We start from the raw sequence: 18,793 nt of genomic DNA, 5'->3' as shown, positions 1-18,793 counted from the left end.
TCATTCCCTCCGATCCGCTTTCGTTCCCCTGCCTAACGAACATTAGTTTTTACAAATTCTAAAATGAAATAATCATTTAGTCAAGATGAAAATAACTATCATCAAATAAAGCCATGCATGCTCCCCCTTCATTGGAGATCATACATGGCTTTATTGTTATTGCTTTGAGGCTTGGCTATATTTCTTCCAAAGGGTAGATCCTCCATTAAAGATCATGCCGAGTGTAATGCCAAGCAGCGTAACGATAACGTTCAAAATAAGGCAGTAAACAAGCAGCAGTCCAAAATCGACCGTATTGTCCGAAAGAGGAAGCACTTGGCTTAGTATAAATGCGAGAAGCACGCTAAACGGAATCCAAAACAAAAATATGAAGATCGGAAAGTACCAATGCTGATTTCGAAAAAACTTTACGATCGGCAAAGCGAACGCAATAATCATAATCATGCAAATGATGTAGCTCTGCTCCACAATCCCGCTATAATAATAAGCTGTATATAGAAACACATTACTCACCGCAGCATAGATGGCACTTAAGATCAGTACCAACCGCATCGACCGCCGAAACAACAATTGCTCCTTCGTAACCTCTTCCATTACTCGCCTACGATTTCTTGGAGTGCCCGAATAAAGGCATCCATTTCTTCATCCGTTCCGATGCTCACCCGCAAATATTCATTAATCCGAGGTTGATCGAAATACCGGACCAGCACACCCTTATCGCGCAGCTGCACAAAGATGTCCTTAGCTGCTATCGTTTTATGCGAAATGAAGACGAAGTTTGCCTTCGAGTCTGTTGCAGCAAAGCCGAGCTCCTTCACCTGCTCCGTTACACGTTCTCGTGTAGCAATGACCTTCTCCGTCGTATCTCGGAAATAAGCGTCATCTTCAAGAGCAGCAATGGCGCCTGCCAAAGCAAGCCGATCCATCGTATAGGAATTAAATGAATTTTTGATTCGATTCAATCCATCAATCAACTCCTCGCTGCCAAAAGCAAAACCAACGCGAAGGCCAGCGAGCGAACGGGATTTCGAGAGTGTTTGAACGACAAGCAAATTCGGATAGTCGTGAATAAGCTCCACTGCTGATTGTCCGCCGAAGTCAATGTAAGCCTCGTCGATGATAACAACCTGATCGGGATTGCTTGCAAGCAATGTACGAATATCATCGAGCGGAAGCAATTGAGCCGTTGGCGCATTTGGGTTTGGTATGATGATACCACCATTGTCCGAATGGAAAGCTTCGACTTGAACGTTAAATTGCTCGTCCAATGCGATAAGCTCTGTTTGCAAGCCATATAACTTCGCATACACCTTATAGAAGCTGTAAGTAATATCAGGGAACAGTACCGTCTTAGCCGGATCAAAAAAAGCTGCGAAAGCAAAAGCTAAAATTTCATCAGAACCGTTGCCCGCAAACACTTGCTCTGCTCGCAATCCGTAATAGGAGGCAGCTGCTTTCACGAGCCCCTCGCAAGTAGGATCAGGATATAGCCGCAGATCAGCATTAGCTGCTCCTTTGATCGCATCAATTACCTTCGGAGATGGCGGGTACGGATTCTCATTCGTATTCAGTTTAATATACGTCTTATCCTTAGGCTGCTCGCCTGGAACATACGGCACCAGTGAAGCAGTGAGCGGACTCCAAAATTTACTCAATGACGTTTCTTCCTTTCGTAATCGATATTTCTATCGCTTCTTTTCAATTATTTTAACATTAAAGGATTTGTTACTTACAGAGTCCGACGAACGACAAGCCTAGTCATCAGCAGTCCAAGCAGCGCGCCAAACGTATTAAGAATAATATCGTCAATGTCGAAGCTGCCCACCCGCGTCAACATTTGAGTAAGCTCAACGGCTGTAATCAACATAATCGTGACCATTGTCAGTCTAAATACTTTCAAGTACTTCTTATTTAATAAGGGCAGGAATATGCCAATCGGTATGAATAAGACAATGTTTCCGAATAAGTTTTTGAACCAAATGTCAGGATTGAAATGATCATAATGGATGATATATTTTTTTATCGTATAAAGCGGTACCAGATTATAGTTATACCCCTCGCCAAAATAACGGCCACGATGAAATAAAAGCCAGCACATGATCAAGGTGTAGAACAAAGCAATTACGGTAATCAACATATTCAGCAGAGAGCTTTTGAATATGGCTTTCGAATACCCGCGCATCCCCTACAATCTCCAAGGGACAGAATACACGTTAAACTCTGCCGCTCCTGTAATCGCTAGTCCGTTAAGCTGATGTCCTGTTGCACATCCTCCGTCAACGCCAATCTTCCCTGCGCCAAACCAAACATCTGGTTTTCCATGAATATCGATGGTTTTTGTATGGCCGAAAATAACCGTTTTGTTTACATTGGTCGGCCTCTCAAGGAATGGTTGTTTTATGTAAAGAAAATCTCTGGCAGGCTGCTCTTTCCAATTCAAGTAATTCGGATTAAGACCCGCATGTACATATATAAAGTGTTCATCCTCATGATAATAGGGCAGGTTGTCCAGAAAAGTCATATGATGCGCGTAACGCTCCTGAACAGCTATTTTGGCTTGATCGATAACATACTCAATCGGACCTTGCTTAATGCCAGCATAGCTCTCTGCGGTTTGCCTGCCGCCATGGCCGGTAAACTTAAGCAGCGCCTGCTCGCTTCGCTCCAGCATAACATCAACGAGCCTCTCGTCGTGATTGCCTTGAATGGCAATTGCTCCATCCTTTTGGACTAAGCCGATGACCTGCTCCACCACTTCTCTGCTTTGCGGTCCCCGATCAACGAAATCACCAAGCAGCATAAGCTGATCCTCGCCGGGACAATAATTCATACGTTCAAGCAAATCATTAAAAGGTGTATAACATCCATGAATATCACTAATCACAAGCGTTCGCTTCATATACGCCTCCCCGAGATCACCAGATCTCTTTCTACACCGTCCAGTACCGCTACCTTAGGCAAATGACCCCAAACCTCAAATCCAAACTTGCGAAGCAGAGCGAGGCTCGGCTCATTATGTCCAAATACAAAACCAAGCAGCGTATTTATCCCCAAGCCCGGACTTGCCTCAATCGCTTTCTGAATCAGTACCGTGCCAAGACCAAGCTTGCGGTATTCTTCCGCTATATATATGCTTATCTCGGCAGTCGCATTGTAAGCCGGTCTGCCATAAAACGATTGGAAACTAAACCAAGCTGCGATTTCCCCTTCAATCGCTAATACCCATAGCGGCCTGAAATCAGGAGAATGGTCATCAAACCACGCTTTTTTGCTAGCTACAGTAGCTGGCTCAAGATCAGCCGTCACCATTCTGCTTGCAATTGTTGAATTATAAATATCAACAATACGCCCCAGATCACTTAGCTGCGCATCGATAATTTCATATTTGAGTTCTTTGGTCATACCTGCCACCTCTTACCCTTCTACGTCTAGATGGATGCTGCTTTAAATAGGCCTATTACAACTTTGACAAATTATATCACATCGATGAATGTTTAAGCATCTATGCTGCATGGTAGATTCCGTCTAATTATGCCTATAAAGAGCGAGCTTCTTCAGTCCCCTTGTCCCTGCCTATACTTGTTATAATCTTCAGGCGTGTTGAGATTCGTAAAAACAGATACACCGTGCTGCTCTAGCAGAGAAACCTCGATGGTCTGAAGCCGGCGCAATAGACCCATGAGACGATAATCTTGATCCTTTAGCGCTTCTTCTATTTGAATGGCAATGCTAGCATGATAGAGTGCATGAAAAGGCTGGTCAGACGCATGGATTACGTCTACCCCTTTTTCCACATGAGTCATTAGCTCAGCAAGCAACCCTTCGGACAACTGCGGCATATCACACGCCATAACAAGTACATAACCCTCTGCAATCATGGACAAGCCCGCGTGCATTCCCGATAACGGGCCGCATTTTGAATAATGGTCCGTCACGAAGCTTACCGTCTCTCCTAATTCTTCAAGGCTTTTACGATAAAGCTTTTCACCCTGAGGCGTTCCTACTGAGACAACTACATGCTGCACAAGCTCTGTTAGCTGTTGTACAAGACGATATAGGAGCGGTTTGCCTCCAATAAGCAGCAGCGCTTTGTCGGCTCCCATTCTCGTGCTTAAGCCTCCAGCTAGTATTAAGCCATAAATATCATGCTTCGCCATCTTCTCATCCCCCTCTAAACAGAAAGAAAGCCTGCCGAGCACTCAGGCAAGGCAGGCTTGTATTATTTTTGACGGGTTTACGCCTTGGACGGATCAAACGAGCTCTTTAATGAAACGATTCGGTTGAAGGCAAGCTTCTCACTTGTTGTATCCTTCGGATCTACATTAAAGTAGCCGTGACGGAAAAATTGGAATTTATCGCCGCCGACAGCATCTTTCATATTAGGCTCAACAAAGCCTTGCAATACTTCAAGTGAATTCGGGTTGATGCATTCCATGAAAGGTTTGCCTTCATCTTCCGCTTCGCTCGTAATGAGCGGTTCAAACAAACGGAACTCAGCAGCTATCGCCTGAGAAGCTTCAATCCAATGAATGGTGCCTTTCACTTTACGTTCATTAAAGCCGGATCCGCTCTTCGTCTTCACGTCATAGGTACAGCGCAGCTCAATCACATTGCCCTCTGCATCCTTGATTGCCTCTTGGCATGTAATGAAGTAAGCATGTTTTAGGCGCACTTCATTGCCAGGGAACAGTCGGAAATATTTGTTCGGAGGATTTTCCATGAAATCATCCTGTTCAATGTATATCTCACGCGAAAACGGAATTTGACGGATTCCCATCTCTTCGTTTTCCGCATTATTTTCGGCATCAAGCAGCTCGGTTTGACCTTCTGGATAGTTTGTAATGACCACTTTAAGCGGACGCAATACAGCCATCGTACGAAGCGCCTTCAGCTTCAAGTCTTCTCTTATAAAATGCTCCAGGTTGCGCTCATCCACTAGGCTGTTGCTCTTCGATACACCGATCTCACGGCAGAAAGCACGCAGCGATTCCGGTGTATAGCCTTTGCGGCGCAAACCGCTGATCGTTGGCATACGCGGATCATCCCAGCCGTCTACTGCCCCTTCATCCACCAATTGCTTCAACTTGCGCTTGCTCATAACGGTGTTCGTTACGTTCAGGCGGGCAAATTCATATTGATGCGGTGTGGAAGCCATCTCACATTCAGCTATCGTCCAATCATAGAGTGGACGGTGGTCCTCAAATTCCAGCGTACAGATCGAATGCGTGATGCCTTCAATGGCATCGCTTAGCGGGTGAGCATAGTCATACATCGGATAGATACACCAAGCATCTCCCGTACGGTGATGATGCGTATGCGCAATGCGATACAGCACAGGATCACGCAATGTGATGTTCGGTGAAGCCATATCAATTTTTGCGCGCAGCACCTTTTCGCCGTCCTTAAATTCGCCTGCGCGCATGCGTGCGAACAAATCAAGGTTTTCCTCTACTGTACGGTTCCGATACGGGCTTTCCTTGCCTGGCTCAGTCAACGTGCCGCGATATTCGCGCATTTGCTCAGCTGTCAGATCACATACATATGCTTTGCCCTTTTGAATAAGAAACACCGCACGATTGTATAGCTCTTCAAAATAATCGGAAGCAAAGCGAAGGTCGTCCCATTCGAAGCCAAGCCAGCGAACATCCTCTTGGATGGACTCTACATACTCAGTATCTTCTTTTAACGGATTCGTATCGTCAAAACGCAAGTTTGTCTTGCCATTGAATTCATCAGCCAGCTCAAAGTTCAAGCAAATCGACTTGGCATGTCCAATATGCAAATAGCCATTTGGCTCTGGCGGAAAACGAGTGACGATTTCTTTCACTTGGCCGCTCTTCAAATCTTCGACTACGATGCTTTTTATAAAATTCGAGGATGAGGACTTGTTATCTACTGCATTCTCCATCTGCGACCAACCTTTCCCACGGAAAATATTTATCCTCTTATAATACACAAATTCCCGTCAAATTATAATACTTAGTATGTATCAGCCACTTTCAGAGCACGCTCCCGAGCCTAGCAATCCAGAGCACTAGAACGAAATAATGCCGGATGAATAAAGAAATACGAGCAATACCAGAATAGGCGCCACATAACGCAGCATGAATAACCATACTCGCAGCCACCATGCAGACAAGCCTGACTCCTTAGCTCCGCCTTTCCATACATACCCGACAAATATAGTAACAACTAGTCCGCCAAGCGGCAGTACGATGTTTGTGCATACAAAATCAACCCAGTCAAAAAACGACTTCCCGCCAAACGTAAGCCAAGGTATTTTGTCACCAAGCGATAACGCCGATGGCACCCCAATAACGAAGCAAAGAATGGATAACAAAATAACTGAAAAGCTTCGGCTCCAGCCAAATTTCTCACGAACGAAAGCAACCGGCACCTCAAGCAGTGAGATGGTTGAAGTAAGCGACGCAAAGGCAATCATCACGAAGAACAGCCCTCCAAACAGCCACCCTAACGGCATCGCTGAGAATGCTGCAGGCAAGGCTACGAATACGAGACCAGGGCCTTGCGAAGCCTCGAGTCCAAATGCGAAGGTAGTAGGGAAAATAATCAGTCCTGCAAGAAGTGCATAAACAATATTGCCTGTACCTACTGCTGCTGTTGCTAGAGAAAGCGACTGCCGTTTATCCACGTACGCCCCATAAGTAATAATGGTACCCATGCCAAGGGAAAGGGATAGGAAGGCATGGCCAAGCGCTACGAATGCAGACTCCGCTGTCAGCTTGCTAAAGTCAGGCTTTAGAAAAAAGGCTGCGCCTTCGCCGGCTCCATCCAGAAACATAACACGCACACAAAGTACAATGAGCAATACAAGCAACCCTGGAATGAAAATTTTATTAACCTTTTCAATGCCTGCCGATACACCTCGAATAATGATGAGGCCCGTTAGAAGCAAGACGATGAATTGCCAGAATACCGGCATCCAGCTTCCATTAAGATCACTGAACTGCTGCGCAAAATCATTATTTTCAAACAGCTGCCCTGTAAAAGACAACATCGCATAATGCAAAGTCCAGCCTGCGACTATCGCATAGAACGACAATATAACGAACGCTCCCAAAATGATAATAACGCCGAAGCCGCTCCACAGCTTATGCGCGCCCAGCCGAGTGAACGAAGAGGACGCATTGCCGCGGCCGCCTCGACCTACTGATAGTTCCGCTAGCAGCACCGGCAGTCCTACTAGCAGCATGCATATAAAAAATAGAAGAAAAAAGGCCGCTCCTCCATATTTACCTGTAATATACGGGAACCTCCACATGTTGCCGAGTCCGACCGCACTTCCTATTGCCGCCAAAATAAATCCTGAGGACGTAAACCGCTCCCCTGTACCGCTCTCCCCGCTTTGCGAGGCTCCTTCTTGTTTTTGATCCTTCATAAGCCATTCCTCCTGTAATAATCTAAGCTGTCTGCGACTTATCTATTGCTCCGATGGGTAGTATAACCTTTTTCAAAAAATATATCTGCAAGCGCACGGTCTGAGCCGGCATAGTTCCATTTGAAAAACCCACAATCGAACAGGCTGCAATGTGTATTGGCGATGATTACTTTGTGCTTCGCCAATCATCAGAATGGTGGCACGAACGGTATCATAAATCAACATATTTCACACTTCCTCATTGCCGCTCCGTTTTCACTTCTATTTATTCATTTGATTCTATTTAACAGGACTGAATAACTTTTATTTTTGCACATATAAACCTTTTTAAACTTCGAATTACTCATGTACATGTAAAGGATTATTCCTTATATAATAAAGCGATACGTTAAATACGCAAAAATCTTTATCTGAATATAATTGCATATATAAAACTTTAATTCGAGATCGAAAAATGCTCAAATATCGAGTTTCAAGATATTTAAGACCATCAAAAAATGGACAGAAACGATTAATCGTTTCTGTCCATTTTCAACTTCTATCTTATATTAATTTAATAGAATGTAAGTACGATATTTTCATAAGAATTGCAGGATCAAAAGGCACAGTATGAAGTGTATGATGAGCCCAACAATTAACTCTTAAACTGAGGTTAAGCCGATCACATTTTGCTTAATAGACGCTGTGTGAACGTGGAGTTGCATCCATTGTTCTCCCAAGTAAAAACCCATCTATTGCTCGTTGATCACTCTATCAAAACCTCAGCAATTACCCGTTGATTTTACGGCATTGCGATAGCATATTGATCAAGCCTCGCATATCTCGTCGTCCGTAATGATCCTACTTTATTCGATATCACTTCTATGAACCATCCAATTCACGTATATAGAAGTATGCTTTGCATTCACTTCCAAAGGTCAAAGCATAGTCCTTCATATCGAAGAATGTATGGTTATAAGGAAGCTATTCGCCATTAGACGCCAGTCTTACCTACAAAACGACTAAAACAACCATTAAATGGGCTTTTTTTCGCCCGGAAGCCGCATGTATTTCATTTTTAAGTGAGGAAGCACTATAGCAGCTGCTCGATATTAGCCTTCATTTCGGAAGGTTCATCGGTCGATTCGAACCGTTTTACGACATTGCCTTCACGGTCAATTAGAAATTTAGTAAAGTTCCATTTGACTGAGTTGCCTTCGAGGTAATGAGGCAGCTTCTCCGAAAGGAAAGCATTGAGCATTTTACCGCTAGGGTTGCTTGTGTCAAAACCTTGGAAAGGCGCATCTTCCGTTAGCTGCTTGAAAAGAGGATGAGCGGTTTCATCCCGTACATCGGTTTTCTCAAAGAGAGGGAATGTCACTCCGTAGTTCAACTGGCAAAAGCTTTGAACATCAGAGTTTGCACCCGGCTCCTGCTCGCCAAATTGATTACTTGGAAAACCAAGAATCTCAAGACCTTGGTCATTATATTGTTCATATAGTTTTTGCAAATCCGCGTATTGTGGTGTAAAGCCGCATTTGCTTGCTGTGTTGACAACAATTAGCACCTTACCTTTATATTGTTCCATGCTTTGTTGTTTACCATTAATTCTTTGCAGCTCATGTGAGTAAATGCTCATTGTTTATTGCCTCCTCTAAATAATGTGAGTTATAATAAATTAAATTGTACACAATTTAATTATTACATAGAATACCATGCGAAACAAATGAATGTCAAACCTAAAGCGTTTATAGGAAAAGCGAAACATGTTTATAAAATCGATTATCCAGTCGCTATATGTAATCCCCTGCGCTGACCACCGTTTTTTTATAGCTGCTACGCAAAAAAAGACTGCTCCTCTTGCGAGTTACCTCGCGCCTCGGTGCAGTCCCATTATTTATAATTGCGATTGCTTCTTTCTACTGCCCAGCCATTCCGTGAACAAAGCATAATCCTGCTCCACTTGATCTGCGTAGGAAAGCGCCCAATTGGCAATTGACGTGCAAAAAGCATCCTCGTCATTGCCCATCGCCTTCACAATCTCAATCTCACTGTGATACGCGAGAATACCTTGCGCTACATCGGCATCCGCCCTCGCATGCATTTTTGCAGTCAGCCTGCCCATGCTCGTCGTAACCGACAGCAAATCCCCAGCCGTATCAAGCGCTTCTAGCTTAAGCCGCTTCTTATATGGTGATCGCTCACGCACATAAAACTGCCGCTCTCCAATGGATAGCCATCCAAGATACGGGTCTGCCTCATGGTGCATCGCTCTCTGAGTCATGGTTACGCGCTGTCCCTGATGCTCAAACATAGACCAAAATGTCTCATCATAAGGCATAAAATAAGCTGGAACCGGAACGCGCACTTCCTTTACCTCAAGCACGATATCGTCCTCGCCTTGTGCATCTTCGCCTGCTTCAATCAGTACATAGTATCTATCGAGCCCAATAGATGCTGTCCCTGAGCCATGCTTCACTGCAATATCCTTTACCTGAAAATGACGCAATTCCTCTGAGTCATCGGCTTTGACAGTATCTAAATACATCGGCCATGCTTGCAATAAAGCTTCACGTTCCTCGTTTGTCGGAGATACAATTTCATCTGTCGTTGCAAACTGCCTATGCTCCTGTACGAGCGCCGTAACCTTTTCAAGGAAGTGCTGATCCTTGCGTTTTTGCAGTTTTTTGAGCAGCTTCTTGACGGGACCTTCCGCACGTTCAATATCAATCACGTAAGTGCCGGGATCATCCTTGCCTTTTGCGAATCGGCGCATCTGCTTGGAATAGGCCTGCAGATAAGCTTCAACCGCGCTAATCTGATTAGCATGGGTTTGTCCTTTAAGCCTGCCGACGAGCGCTATACTTACCGACATTCGCATCAAATCATACAAATACGAGCCCAGATAACCTTCGTCAAAATCATTTACATCATAGACGAGCGTACCTTGCTCATTGCGGAAAGCACCAAAGTTCTCAAAGTGCAGATCGCCCTGAACCCAAGTGGGACGCTCCTCTGGCGTGTGATAAGGAAACCAAATTCGTGATGCGTCAAAATAAAATAAATAAGCGCTGCCGCGAAAAAAAGAAAATGGCGTTTCCGACATTTTAAGATACTTTTCTTCACGTTTGCCGCGCTCAAGCTTCATTATTTTTTGATCAAATTCTTGAAAAATCGCAGATAGTGTCCGTCTTCTAAGTTTGCTCTGGGTCAGCTTCACTCGTTCTGTCAGCTTCGAATCCATACATTCTCCCCCATTCAACTTACATTTCTACTTTTTGCAGTCTCATATAATCACTAATCATAGCCAAGCGCCATGGTAGAATCATGCCAAAAGCGAGCAAATAGAAAACCGCCCCGGTTTGCGGAATCGACATATATTGCTCTACGACACTATGTAGAGACAGCCTGATTATGAACAGCGTCAGCATAATAAAAACAAACGCCTTAGATCGTCTTACATAGATTTCCGACTTCACGCGTTCCAAACGGGTCGTGACGATTAATGGGAAAGCAAAGATCAGCATGCCGGTCAAAAAAGCAGCTAACCCCCAAAACCATGGAATATGCGTCTGGGAAAAGGCAAACATGACGAAGCCTGTTGCCATGCCTAACGGCGGTATGATGATTTTGCGCAATGAGGTCGGCCGTTTACCCGCGCGCATACGCAGGACAATAAGTGTAAGACCGGCCAGAGCAGATATGACGATGGAACCAACTTGAATCACTTGCGTTGACAGCAGCACCGCTAATTACCCCCGTTTTCATGGTGTGGATGCCCTATTTTTATAATCGCGAAAATGCTCTTAATCCTTTACAAGGCAGCAATAAATTACTCTTTATTCCATCGTACTTCAAAACCATAAACATCGCAAACATACGCTATTTTTTTAAACCTGTGATCGTCTATGGAAGCTTCTCCTCTTGTTTGAAAAGTTCCTTGTTATCATCTAGCTTCATGTTAGCTGCGATGTAAGAAAGAAGCTGAAGCCGGTCGCAATAATAATTGAAACATTAATCCAGAAAATTAAGAAAGTCATGAGCGAGCTCATATCCTACGACTCGTTGTCGATTGCCACGATAAAGAGGGATAAGCCCTCCTTTTGAGCATAACTTTTTCAATAAATTTACTGCTGTTTTATGATCAATACCAAAATGACGCTCCACATCCTTTGGCCTGATTAAACGAGCCTGTTGAACTGCAAGCCGTATAATTTCTTTCTCTACTAGTTGAATTCGTGTTATTGGTGCTCGCCTAGCCTGGTACCTGCTCATCACCATTTTGAGCATGGTCATACATATCTCAGGATTTTTCTCAACATCATCATAAGCGAATGAGATGACCGGATAACCCATCGCATGCAAAAAGGTTTCGCGGTTTAGTTCATGGCAATATTTTTGTCGATCCATGTCTCTAACATGAGATGCAAATCCTTTGATCTCAATAATGAGCTTTACAGTACCCGAAAACCAAGCAAAATCTGCAAAATAGGATCTGCCGCGCCAATCCAACACTTCATACTCAGGATGCAGGTTTCGAAAATCTCCACACAAAGGCCACCAGACATTACACAAAAATTTGGATTCCGCATGTCCATGCCCTCTTTCCAGCCTTCCGCGACGTTCCCCTGACCTTTTATCTACATGGTATTGAATAAATGAGCGATGCGCCTCCTCATAAGTCACCTTCAATCATCCCCTCTGGAAAATAGAAAACGTCCCGTCACCACTCTAGAGTGAGTGGTAACGGGACGTTCTTCGTCTCTTGTCTTTGATTATAAGGCATCTGGAATCATAAGAATAGTGTTGTTCTTGCATTCTTTTGAGCGTTATATCAAACTTATCCGTTGCCTGAAAGTCCAAACTTATCCACCTCATATAAACGATCAGTTGGCATGAAACGCAATTAAATTGCTTCCTCAACTTGTCTCCTCAAAAGAAAAGAAACTTAGCTGGAATATGTACCGCTATTTCACCCTTTTTTACGAAAAATAATAATTTAACAGGAATTTCTCCTGTTAATTCAGTCCATTTCAGTGGAATTTGCTAATATCCAACAAATTAACGGGAGGCTTTCCTTCTAAATGACTAAAATCAGCCGAATTAGTAAAATTAGATGGAGGTTTTCCTGTTAGTGTTAATTGATGTTGAGTGATTTGGTTAAAATGAACGTAACCTTCGCATAAGAAATGTAACTTACTTGCCTCCATAACTTGTCTCCTCAAAGAAAAGTAGCTTAACTGGAATTTCTACCGCTAATTCACACTTTTTTACGGAAAATATTAATTTAAGAGGAATTTCTTCTGTTAATACTGTCCATCTCAGCTGAATTTGCTAATATCCAACAAATTAACGGGAGATATTCCTTCTAAGTGAGCAAAATCAGCTGGATTAGCATAATTAGCCGGAGGTTTTCCTGTTAGTGTTAGTTGATATTGAAAGAATTGGTTAGTTTGTTTGGTGGGTTCGTGGGTTCGTGGGTTCGTGGGTTCGTGGGTTCGTGGGTTCGTGGGTTCGTGGGTTCGTGGGTTCGTCGATACAACGGTTCATCAGTTCGCGAGTTCGTGGGTTCGTGGGTTCGTCGATACGTCGGTTCAATAGTTCGTAGATTGTTGAGTAGAGTACTGGGTGGTTAAAGGTTTCTTCATTCTTGGTTAAATCGTTCGTCTTGAACGGGTTATCTTTTAAAGTTTGGTTTGACGGATTGTGATTTCTCACAGCTGGAGGTTACTTTTAAGCTTGCTCATGGCTTCTAGTGGATTTAAGAATATGAAGATGAGAAACACAGAAACACGCATCTTTAGCGTGCTTCTGTCATCATGTTCCCATTTACTTTTGAATTAACTCTGAGGTACAAACTTGCGGATATCAACGCCCAGCGCTTGCGAAAGCTTCATGCCTAATTCGCGATCAGCACGGAAGAAGTTGCAGATGGCGCGGAGTCTTATATCATCATTGGTTTGCTCCAGCTCACCCGTCAAATTAGCGATTAGGTTTGCTCGTTGTTCTTCAGGCAGTGAGCGATAGCGCTCGCCCGCTTGAGTGAAATCGTCAGTTTTATCGATTTTTTGGCGGTCAGCCTGTCCCTGAAGTGGTGCGTAAGAATCAGCATAAGCCTTTGCTTCCTTTGGACTCTCTGATGAGCTATTAGGTTCGTAATTCACTGGAGAAGGATTTGCATGCATCGTCATTGCACCATCTCGTTGATAGTTGCGAACAGGTGCATACGGGCAATTTACTGGAATGTGTAGATAGTTCGCTCCAAGGCGGTAGCGCTGAGTATCCGGATAAGAGAACAATCGGCCTTGCAGCAATTTATCCTCCGATGGCTCGATTCCTGGTACAAGTGTGCTTGGCGAGAAAGCCGACTGCTCAACCTCAGCAAAATAGTTTACTGGGTTGCGGTTCAACGTCATCGTACCTACCTTTTGCAACGGATACATATCCTCCGGCCACACCTTCGTTGGATCTAATGGATCAAACGCATACCGTTCCACATGATCGATAGGCATAAGCTGTACATGAAGCTCCCATTCTGGGAAGTTGCCGAGTTCAATTGCATCATGTAAATCACGTGTCGCATGGTTAAAGTCTTTGCCTTGCATCACGCTAGCTTCAGTTGCTGTAAAGTTCCGTACTCCTTGCAGCGACTTCCAATGGTATTTAACATAGGTCGGTTTACCATCATCATTCATCCACTTGAAGGCATGAACGCCGAATCCGTCCATTTCACGATAAGTAGCAGGCGTTCCGTCATCGGAGAACAACCAAGTGAGCATATGCGTCGATTCTGGGGAGAGCGTCATGAAATCCCAGTAGCGCGCAGGCTCTTGGACATTCGTATTTGGCGCCGGCTTGAGGGAATGCACCATATCAGGAAATTTCATCGCATCTCGAATGAAAAATACCGGCAAATGGTTTCCAACAAGATCATAGTTACCTTCCTGCGTATAAAATTTTACCGCAAAGCCGCGTGGGTCGCGCGCCGTCTCCGGCGAACCTGTTCCGTTAATAACCGTTGAAAAGCGTACAAATACAGGCGTCTCTACTCCCGACTCCTGCATAAAAAGAGCCTTCGTATGAGCCTTCATACTAACTTCCGTACGAAATACTCCATGTGCGCCTGCTCCCCGGGCATGCACGACACGCTCTGGAATACGCTCCCGATCAAAATGCGCAAGCTTCTCAAGCAAATGGTAATCCTCTATTAGTGTTGGTCCACGCTGCCCCGCTGTGCGCGAGTTTTGATTATCGCCAACCGGCGTGCCTTGGTTCGTTGTCATATAGTTTTCCATGATAGCACCTCATCGATCATTTTATATATTTAGACTTGATCTAAATCCATAAAACAATCTTATCGAATCAACGGTCAACTGTCATGAAAGCCTAATGAATGAAAAATGAATATTTCATGAACCGCAGCATGCTAGTGAAATTCATTACCTAAAATGATGCACTTACTCCTTAGTCACGAATATCCGCTATCCGGTAGCCTACACCACGCACGGTAACTATATATTTTGGTGCTACGGCGCTATCCTTTAGTTTTTTGCGCAAGCTCTTAATATGAGCATCCACCAAGTTGCTTCCTCCATAGAAATGCAGCCCCCAAACGGTATCGAGCAAAGATTCACGCGTTAGAACGGATCCGTCCGATGTCATGAAATGCAGAAGCAAATCATACTCCGTCTTCGTAAGCTCAATTCGCTGCCCCGCCCGATCAACGGTCATTTTTTTGAGATCAACTGCAATATCCTTAAACACACGAATGTCGCTATCCGCCTTCGCAGCTGCTGCTGGCTTATTCAGAAGCATACGATTGATTTGTTTTATCGCTTGCTCAGGTTTAGCCGGCCAGACTAGCAGCTCAGATGCGCCAAGGGCAAAAGTTTCACGGCTATCATACGATTTTTGATCCATTAAAATGAGGACAGGAACCGCATGCAGCTCAGCCGCTTCCACCAGTTCTGCACCTGCTTGCAGCGTATGGCTCGCGGCAGCTTGAGCTACAGGAATCGCATCAAATACGAGCAGCTCTGGCTGCAAGCTTTGGAGCATGCTTTTATTGAAATCATGCAGTGAAAACACGTCAAAGCATTCGGATGAAAGCGCGACAAGCAAGCTTTTGACCCTCTCTGGCAACGGACTAATAATCATGACCCGCTTCGTGATCGAGCAAAGCATCCCGTTTTGCAGCAACTCTTCCTCTGAATAGCCAGCGGCTGCACTCTGGTCGAGCGGCATGTTCCCGTTCAAATAATCGTTGTTCATTGTGGTTGTTTCGTCGCGCATTGATCACAAACCCCCTCTAATACAACTTGCACATGCTCGATCTTGTATTTCGTCTCTAAAGCGACCTTCTCCATCCACTCACTCGGCAAGTCGGTCAATACTTCATCCACGCGCCCGCATACAGTACACACAATATGCTGATGTTCATCCGTCCGAGCGTCATAGCGGCTAACCGTTTCTCCAAGCTTCAATTCTCTAATGAGACCCACATCTGTCAAATAACGCAATGAGTTGTACACGGTGCCGTAAGCGAAGTTGAAGCCTTTGCCCCGAAGCCGGTCAATGACATCGGCCGCCGTCGGGTGATCATGGGCTTGCTGCACAACTTCAAAGATGGCCTTGCGCTGTATCGTTAAGTTAATTTTATTCATAAAAAGATCATTCCTTTTACTACTGATTTTAGACTAAGTATAAATTGAAGGTCGAATACGGTCAACCTCACAGGCTTTCCTTTATCCTCCTTATTCCAAAAGGCGGCTCAAAGCCACAACCAATACTTGTCGAATCAATATGGAAACTCATTAACTTCACACAGAAGCCACACGAACTCTGCAAAAGCGCCTCGCGAAAAGTTGTAACGAACTCCAGAAGTCTTATTTGCTTCAATTCCACACACTTTCAAACGTAACGAACCCAGATAACCCTATTAGCCTCCAATATCAATGATTTAACTCATTTTTGAGCATATAGCGCTCTCTAAGTTCGTTAGAATTCAGATTAAGCCTAAATCATTATAATAACGACTTCTAAGTTCGTTAGAGGCAAGCATGAACTCCACTCATCATTAACTTCGACTTTTACGCTCATTACAAAAATGGTGACGGTCACAAAAGTTACTGTTTGAGGTGTATGAAGTACAGGTTGAACGCTGGCGGGCAAAATAGTCAATGTTTTGTCGCGTTTACAGCTCAAGCAACCATTTCTACATCCCCTACCATCATGCGCAACTTCCACTCACCATGATCAACAGCTTACACTACCTTAAGATGTACATACTCCCACCTCACACGCAAAATCACACCTAAAAAACAACACAAAATTTTTTGTCGAATTAAATAATCTGAATATTTACAAAATTCAAATAAAGGTGTATACTAAGCCTATCTTAAACGAGAGGGGATAGCCCATTGAAGTAGGTTAGCGATGCATGTCTCATAATCTCGGGAAGGAGCATTCAATCACTGCCGGACATGCTGGGACAATAGCGAAGACGGATGTAGTCGATCATTTGGATGAGATGTACTTACAAGCAACAAGGATTTGAAACAAATCGAAAGGAAGTTGATCGAGGTCAATAAAATTAGGATCGAAGTCGATAGGGTTTGTAACAAATTCGAAAGGACGAAGAAGAGGCAAACAGCGGATTGGAGCGTTAGAATAAATTGAATAGTTCTCTACCAAGCACGTGAAGGGCTTCTGGTTATCTTAGATAAGCAGAAGCCCTTCTTATGTGCGTCTATAGGATCGGACTGATTTGCGTCTATTGAATTAGACTGATGTTCGTCTATAGAATTGGACTAAGCAGCCTGGAAATCGATTCTTTCAATCGATTGATGATTGGACGATTAGCATAAACTTGTTCCGTTAACTGCGTGCAATGTTTAACATCATCTTCAAAAATGCGTTGCAGCTTCGCCGATGTCTGCGTATCATAGATAAACGCATTCATCTCGAAATTAAGCTTAAAGCTGCGAATATCGACATTGGCTGTTCCAACGGACGCCACCTTGCCGTCGATGACAAGCGTTTTTGCATGAAGAAAGCCTTTCTCGTACATATAACATTTCACTCCGCCTGCGAGAAGCTCTCCCAAATAAGAATGAGTTGCCCAGTATACAAAGAAATGATCCGGCTTGCTCGGCAGCATAATACGTACATCTACCCCGGACAGGGCAGCGATCTTCAGCGCGGTCATCAAGCTTTCATCCGGTACAAAATATGGCGTTTGCAAGCTGATTGTTTTCCGAGCTGAGTAAATCATTTTGATATAACCATTTTTAATTTGCTGATATTGCGTATCCGGGCCACTCGCTACAAGCTGCATGCCAATCGTTCCCGTATCATCGCTCATAATTGGGAAATACAGCTCGTTAAGCTCAATTCGACCGGAAGCCGCTAAATTCCAATCCATCAGAAACTGCGCCTGCATCTGCAGCACGGCATTGCCGCGAACTCTAAGATGTGTATCCCGCCATTCGCCGAAATGCTCGTTTAATCCTAAATATTCATCACCGATGTTGAAGCCGCCAATATAACCGATTTGTCCGTCAACGATAACGAGCTTACGGTGATTGCGATAATTGATTTTTAAATTCAAATAAGGAATTCGCGAAGGGAAAAACGCCGCTTCCCTGCCGCCTGCTGCAATCAACTCCGCAAAATAACGCTTCGGCAAGCTTGAGCTTCCTATATGATCGTACAAAAACTTGACTTCTACGCCCTCCGCCGCTTTCGCTGCCAGCGCCTTAACCAATCTTCTGCCAAGCTCATCGTCTCGGACGATATAATAAACGAGATGAATATGATGCTGGGCTGATTCTATATCCTTAAGCAGCGCATCAAACTTTTGATTGCCCTCCGTGTAGATCTCAACCGCATTATTGCTCGTATATACCGCATAGCTCGTTTTCAGACTCATATAGATCATGTCTTGATAACTTCGCATCGCCGGATCATTATATACAATTTCATCTTCTCGCAGCTGGCGCATTTGCCTCTCGACCGTATGCTCGATAATGCGCTGACTATCGCCCAGCAGCTTATACAGCTTTCTTTTACGTACCTTCTGCCCTAATATTAAATACAAAACAAAGCCGAAAACGGGGATGAAAAAAAGAATCATCAGCCAAGCCCAAGTTGTACTTGCGCTGCGTCTCTCTAGAAAGATAACCGTAATCGCCAAAAAAATGTTTAGCAGCATAATAATTGCAGATGCATTTTGCATTATGACCATCCGTATTATAGCACCTCAGTTTTATGTTAAAGCTAATGCGATCATACTCCAAGCACGGTGTATGTTCAAGCCTCATTATATGCTACAATTCAAGCAACAAAGCATTTTTCCTAATTTAAGACGTAAAAAAACCTATCTACAACATGTACTAGATGAGTTAATATATTTCA

At 44.0% G+C, this 18,793-nt stretch carries 16 protein-coding genes; all 16 read right to left on the bottom strand.

Going from position 1 to position 18,793, the window contains the following annotated elements; genetic code table 11:
* Window positions 1-156: 156 nt before the first annotated feature.
* The 16 genes from AC1DM9_RS19205 to cls all read right to left on the bottom strand — a co-directional run bounded on the left by AC1DM9_RS19205 (window position 157) and on the right by cls (window position 18,623).
* Complete coding sequence (locus tag AC1DM9_RS19205; RefSeq protein WP_477581659.1) at window positions 157-594, bottom strand: hypothetical protein; 438 nt, start codon at window positions 592-594, stop codon at window positions 157-159.
* Window positions 594-1,655: a histidinol-phosphate transaminase gene (gene hisC, locus AC1DM9_RS19200; RefSeq protein WP_477550640.1), complete on the bottom strand. Its 1,062-nt coding sequence runs from the start codon at window positions 1,653-1,655 to the stop codon at window positions 594-596. The genes AC1DM9_RS19205 and hisC overlap by 1 nt, the downstream gene beginning before the upstream one ends.
* Before the next feature lie 74 nt (window positions 1,656-1,729).
* A complete protein-coding gene (locus AC1DM9_RS19195; RefSeq protein WP_430056814.1) occupies window positions 1,730-2,182 on the bottom strand; it encodes a VanZ family protein in 453 nt (150 codons plus the stop codon).
* 3 nt (window positions 2,183-2,185) lie between these two features.
* Complete coding sequence (locus AC1DM9_RS19190) at window positions 2,186-2,899, bottom strand: metallophosphoesterase family protein (protein ID WP_339205432.1); 714 nt, start codon at window positions 2,897-2,899, stop codon at window positions 2,186-2,188.
* Complete coding sequence (locus AC1DM9_RS19185) at window positions 2,896-3,402, bottom strand: N-acetyltransferase family protein (RefSeq protein WP_477581657.1); 507 nt, start codon at window positions 3,400-3,402, stop codon at window positions 2,896-2,898. Before AC1DM9_RS19185 ends, AC1DM9_RS19190 begins: the two co-directional genes overlap by 4 nt.
* Before the next feature lie 152 nt (window positions 3,403-3,554).
* A complete protein-coding gene (gene mobA, locus AC1DM9_RS19180) occupies window positions 3,555-4,157 on the bottom strand; it encodes a molybdenum cofactor guanylyltransferase (RefSeq protein WP_477581655.1) in 603 nt (200 codons plus the stop codon).
* Window positions 4,158-4,234: 77 nt separating this feature from the next.
* On the bottom strand, window positions 4,235-5,908 hold the full coding sequence (locus tag AC1DM9_RS19175) for a glutamine--tRNA ligase/YqeY domain fusion protein (RefSeq protein ID WP_477581653.1): 1,674 nt from the start codon (window positions 5,906-5,908) through the stop codon (window positions 4,235-4,237).
* Between the two features lie 126 nt (window positions 5,909-6,034).
* On the bottom strand, window positions 6,035-7,399 hold the full coding sequence (locus AC1DM9_RS19170; protein WP_076266294.1) for a sodium-dependent transporter: 1,365 nt from the start codon (window positions 7,397-7,399) through the stop codon (window positions 6,035-6,037).
* A 1,072-nt stretch (window positions 7,400-8,471) separates the two neighbouring features.
* Window positions 8,472-9,017: a glutathione peroxidase gene (locus AC1DM9_RS19165; protein ID WP_477581651.1), complete on the bottom strand. Its 546-nt coding sequence runs from the start codon at window positions 9,015-9,017 to the stop codon at window positions 8,472-8,474.
* A 258-nt stretch (window positions 9,018-9,275) separates the two neighbouring features.
* Window positions 9,276-10,622 carry a DUF2252 domain-containing protein gene (locus AC1DM9_RS19160; RefSeq protein ID WP_477581650.1) on the bottom strand — a complete coding sequence of 449 codons (1,347 nt, stop codon included), beginning with the start codon at window positions 10,620-10,622 and terminating at the stop codon, window positions 9,276-9,278.
* A 19-nt stretch (window positions 10,623-10,641) separates the two neighbouring features.
* A complete protein-coding gene (locus AC1DM9_RS19155; protein ID WP_477512688.1) occupies window positions 10,642-11,124 on the bottom strand; it encodes a CcdC family protein in 483 nt (160 codons plus the stop codon).
* A 268-nt stretch (window positions 11,125-11,392) separates the two neighbouring features.
* On the bottom strand, window positions 11,393-12,064 hold the full coding sequence (locus tag AC1DM9_RS19150) for a DUF559 domain-containing protein (RefSeq protein WP_477512689.1): 672 nt from the start codon (window positions 12,062-12,064) through the stop codon (window positions 11,393-11,395).
* Between the two features lie 1,154 nt (window positions 12,065-13,218).
* Entirely contained in the window at window positions 13,219-14,673 is a 1,455-nt protein-coding gene (locus AC1DM9_RS19145) for a catalase (RefSeq protein ID WP_477581649.1), read from the bottom strand.
* 169 nt (window positions 14,674-14,842) lie between these two features.
* On the bottom strand, window positions 14,843-15,670 hold the full coding sequence (locus tag AC1DM9_RS19140) for a winged helix-turn-helix transcriptional regulator (protein WP_477511231.1): 828 nt from the start codon (window positions 15,668-15,670) through the stop codon (window positions 14,843-14,845).
* Window positions 15,646-16,041, bottom strand: a complete 396-nt coding sequence (locus tag AC1DM9_RS19135; RefSeq protein WP_477511232.1) for a Fur family transcriptional regulator — start codon at window positions 16,039-16,041, stop codon at window positions 15,646-15,648. Before AC1DM9_RS19135 ends, AC1DM9_RS19140 begins: the two co-directional genes overlap by 25 nt.
* A 1,133-nt stretch (window positions 16,042-17,174) precedes the next feature.
* Window positions 17,175-18,623, bottom strand: a complete 1,449-nt coding sequence (gene cls / locus AC1DM9_RS19130; protein WP_477581647.1) for a cardiolipin synthase — start codon at window positions 18,621-18,623, stop codon at window positions 17,175-17,177.
* Window positions 18,624-18,793 lie beyond the last annotated feature (170 nt).

Source organism: Paenibacillus sp. 01T431, from assembly GCF_056398625.1.
Note: the sequence above shows the minus strand (reverse complement) of the source record. Positions and strands in the feature narration are given on the sequence as shown.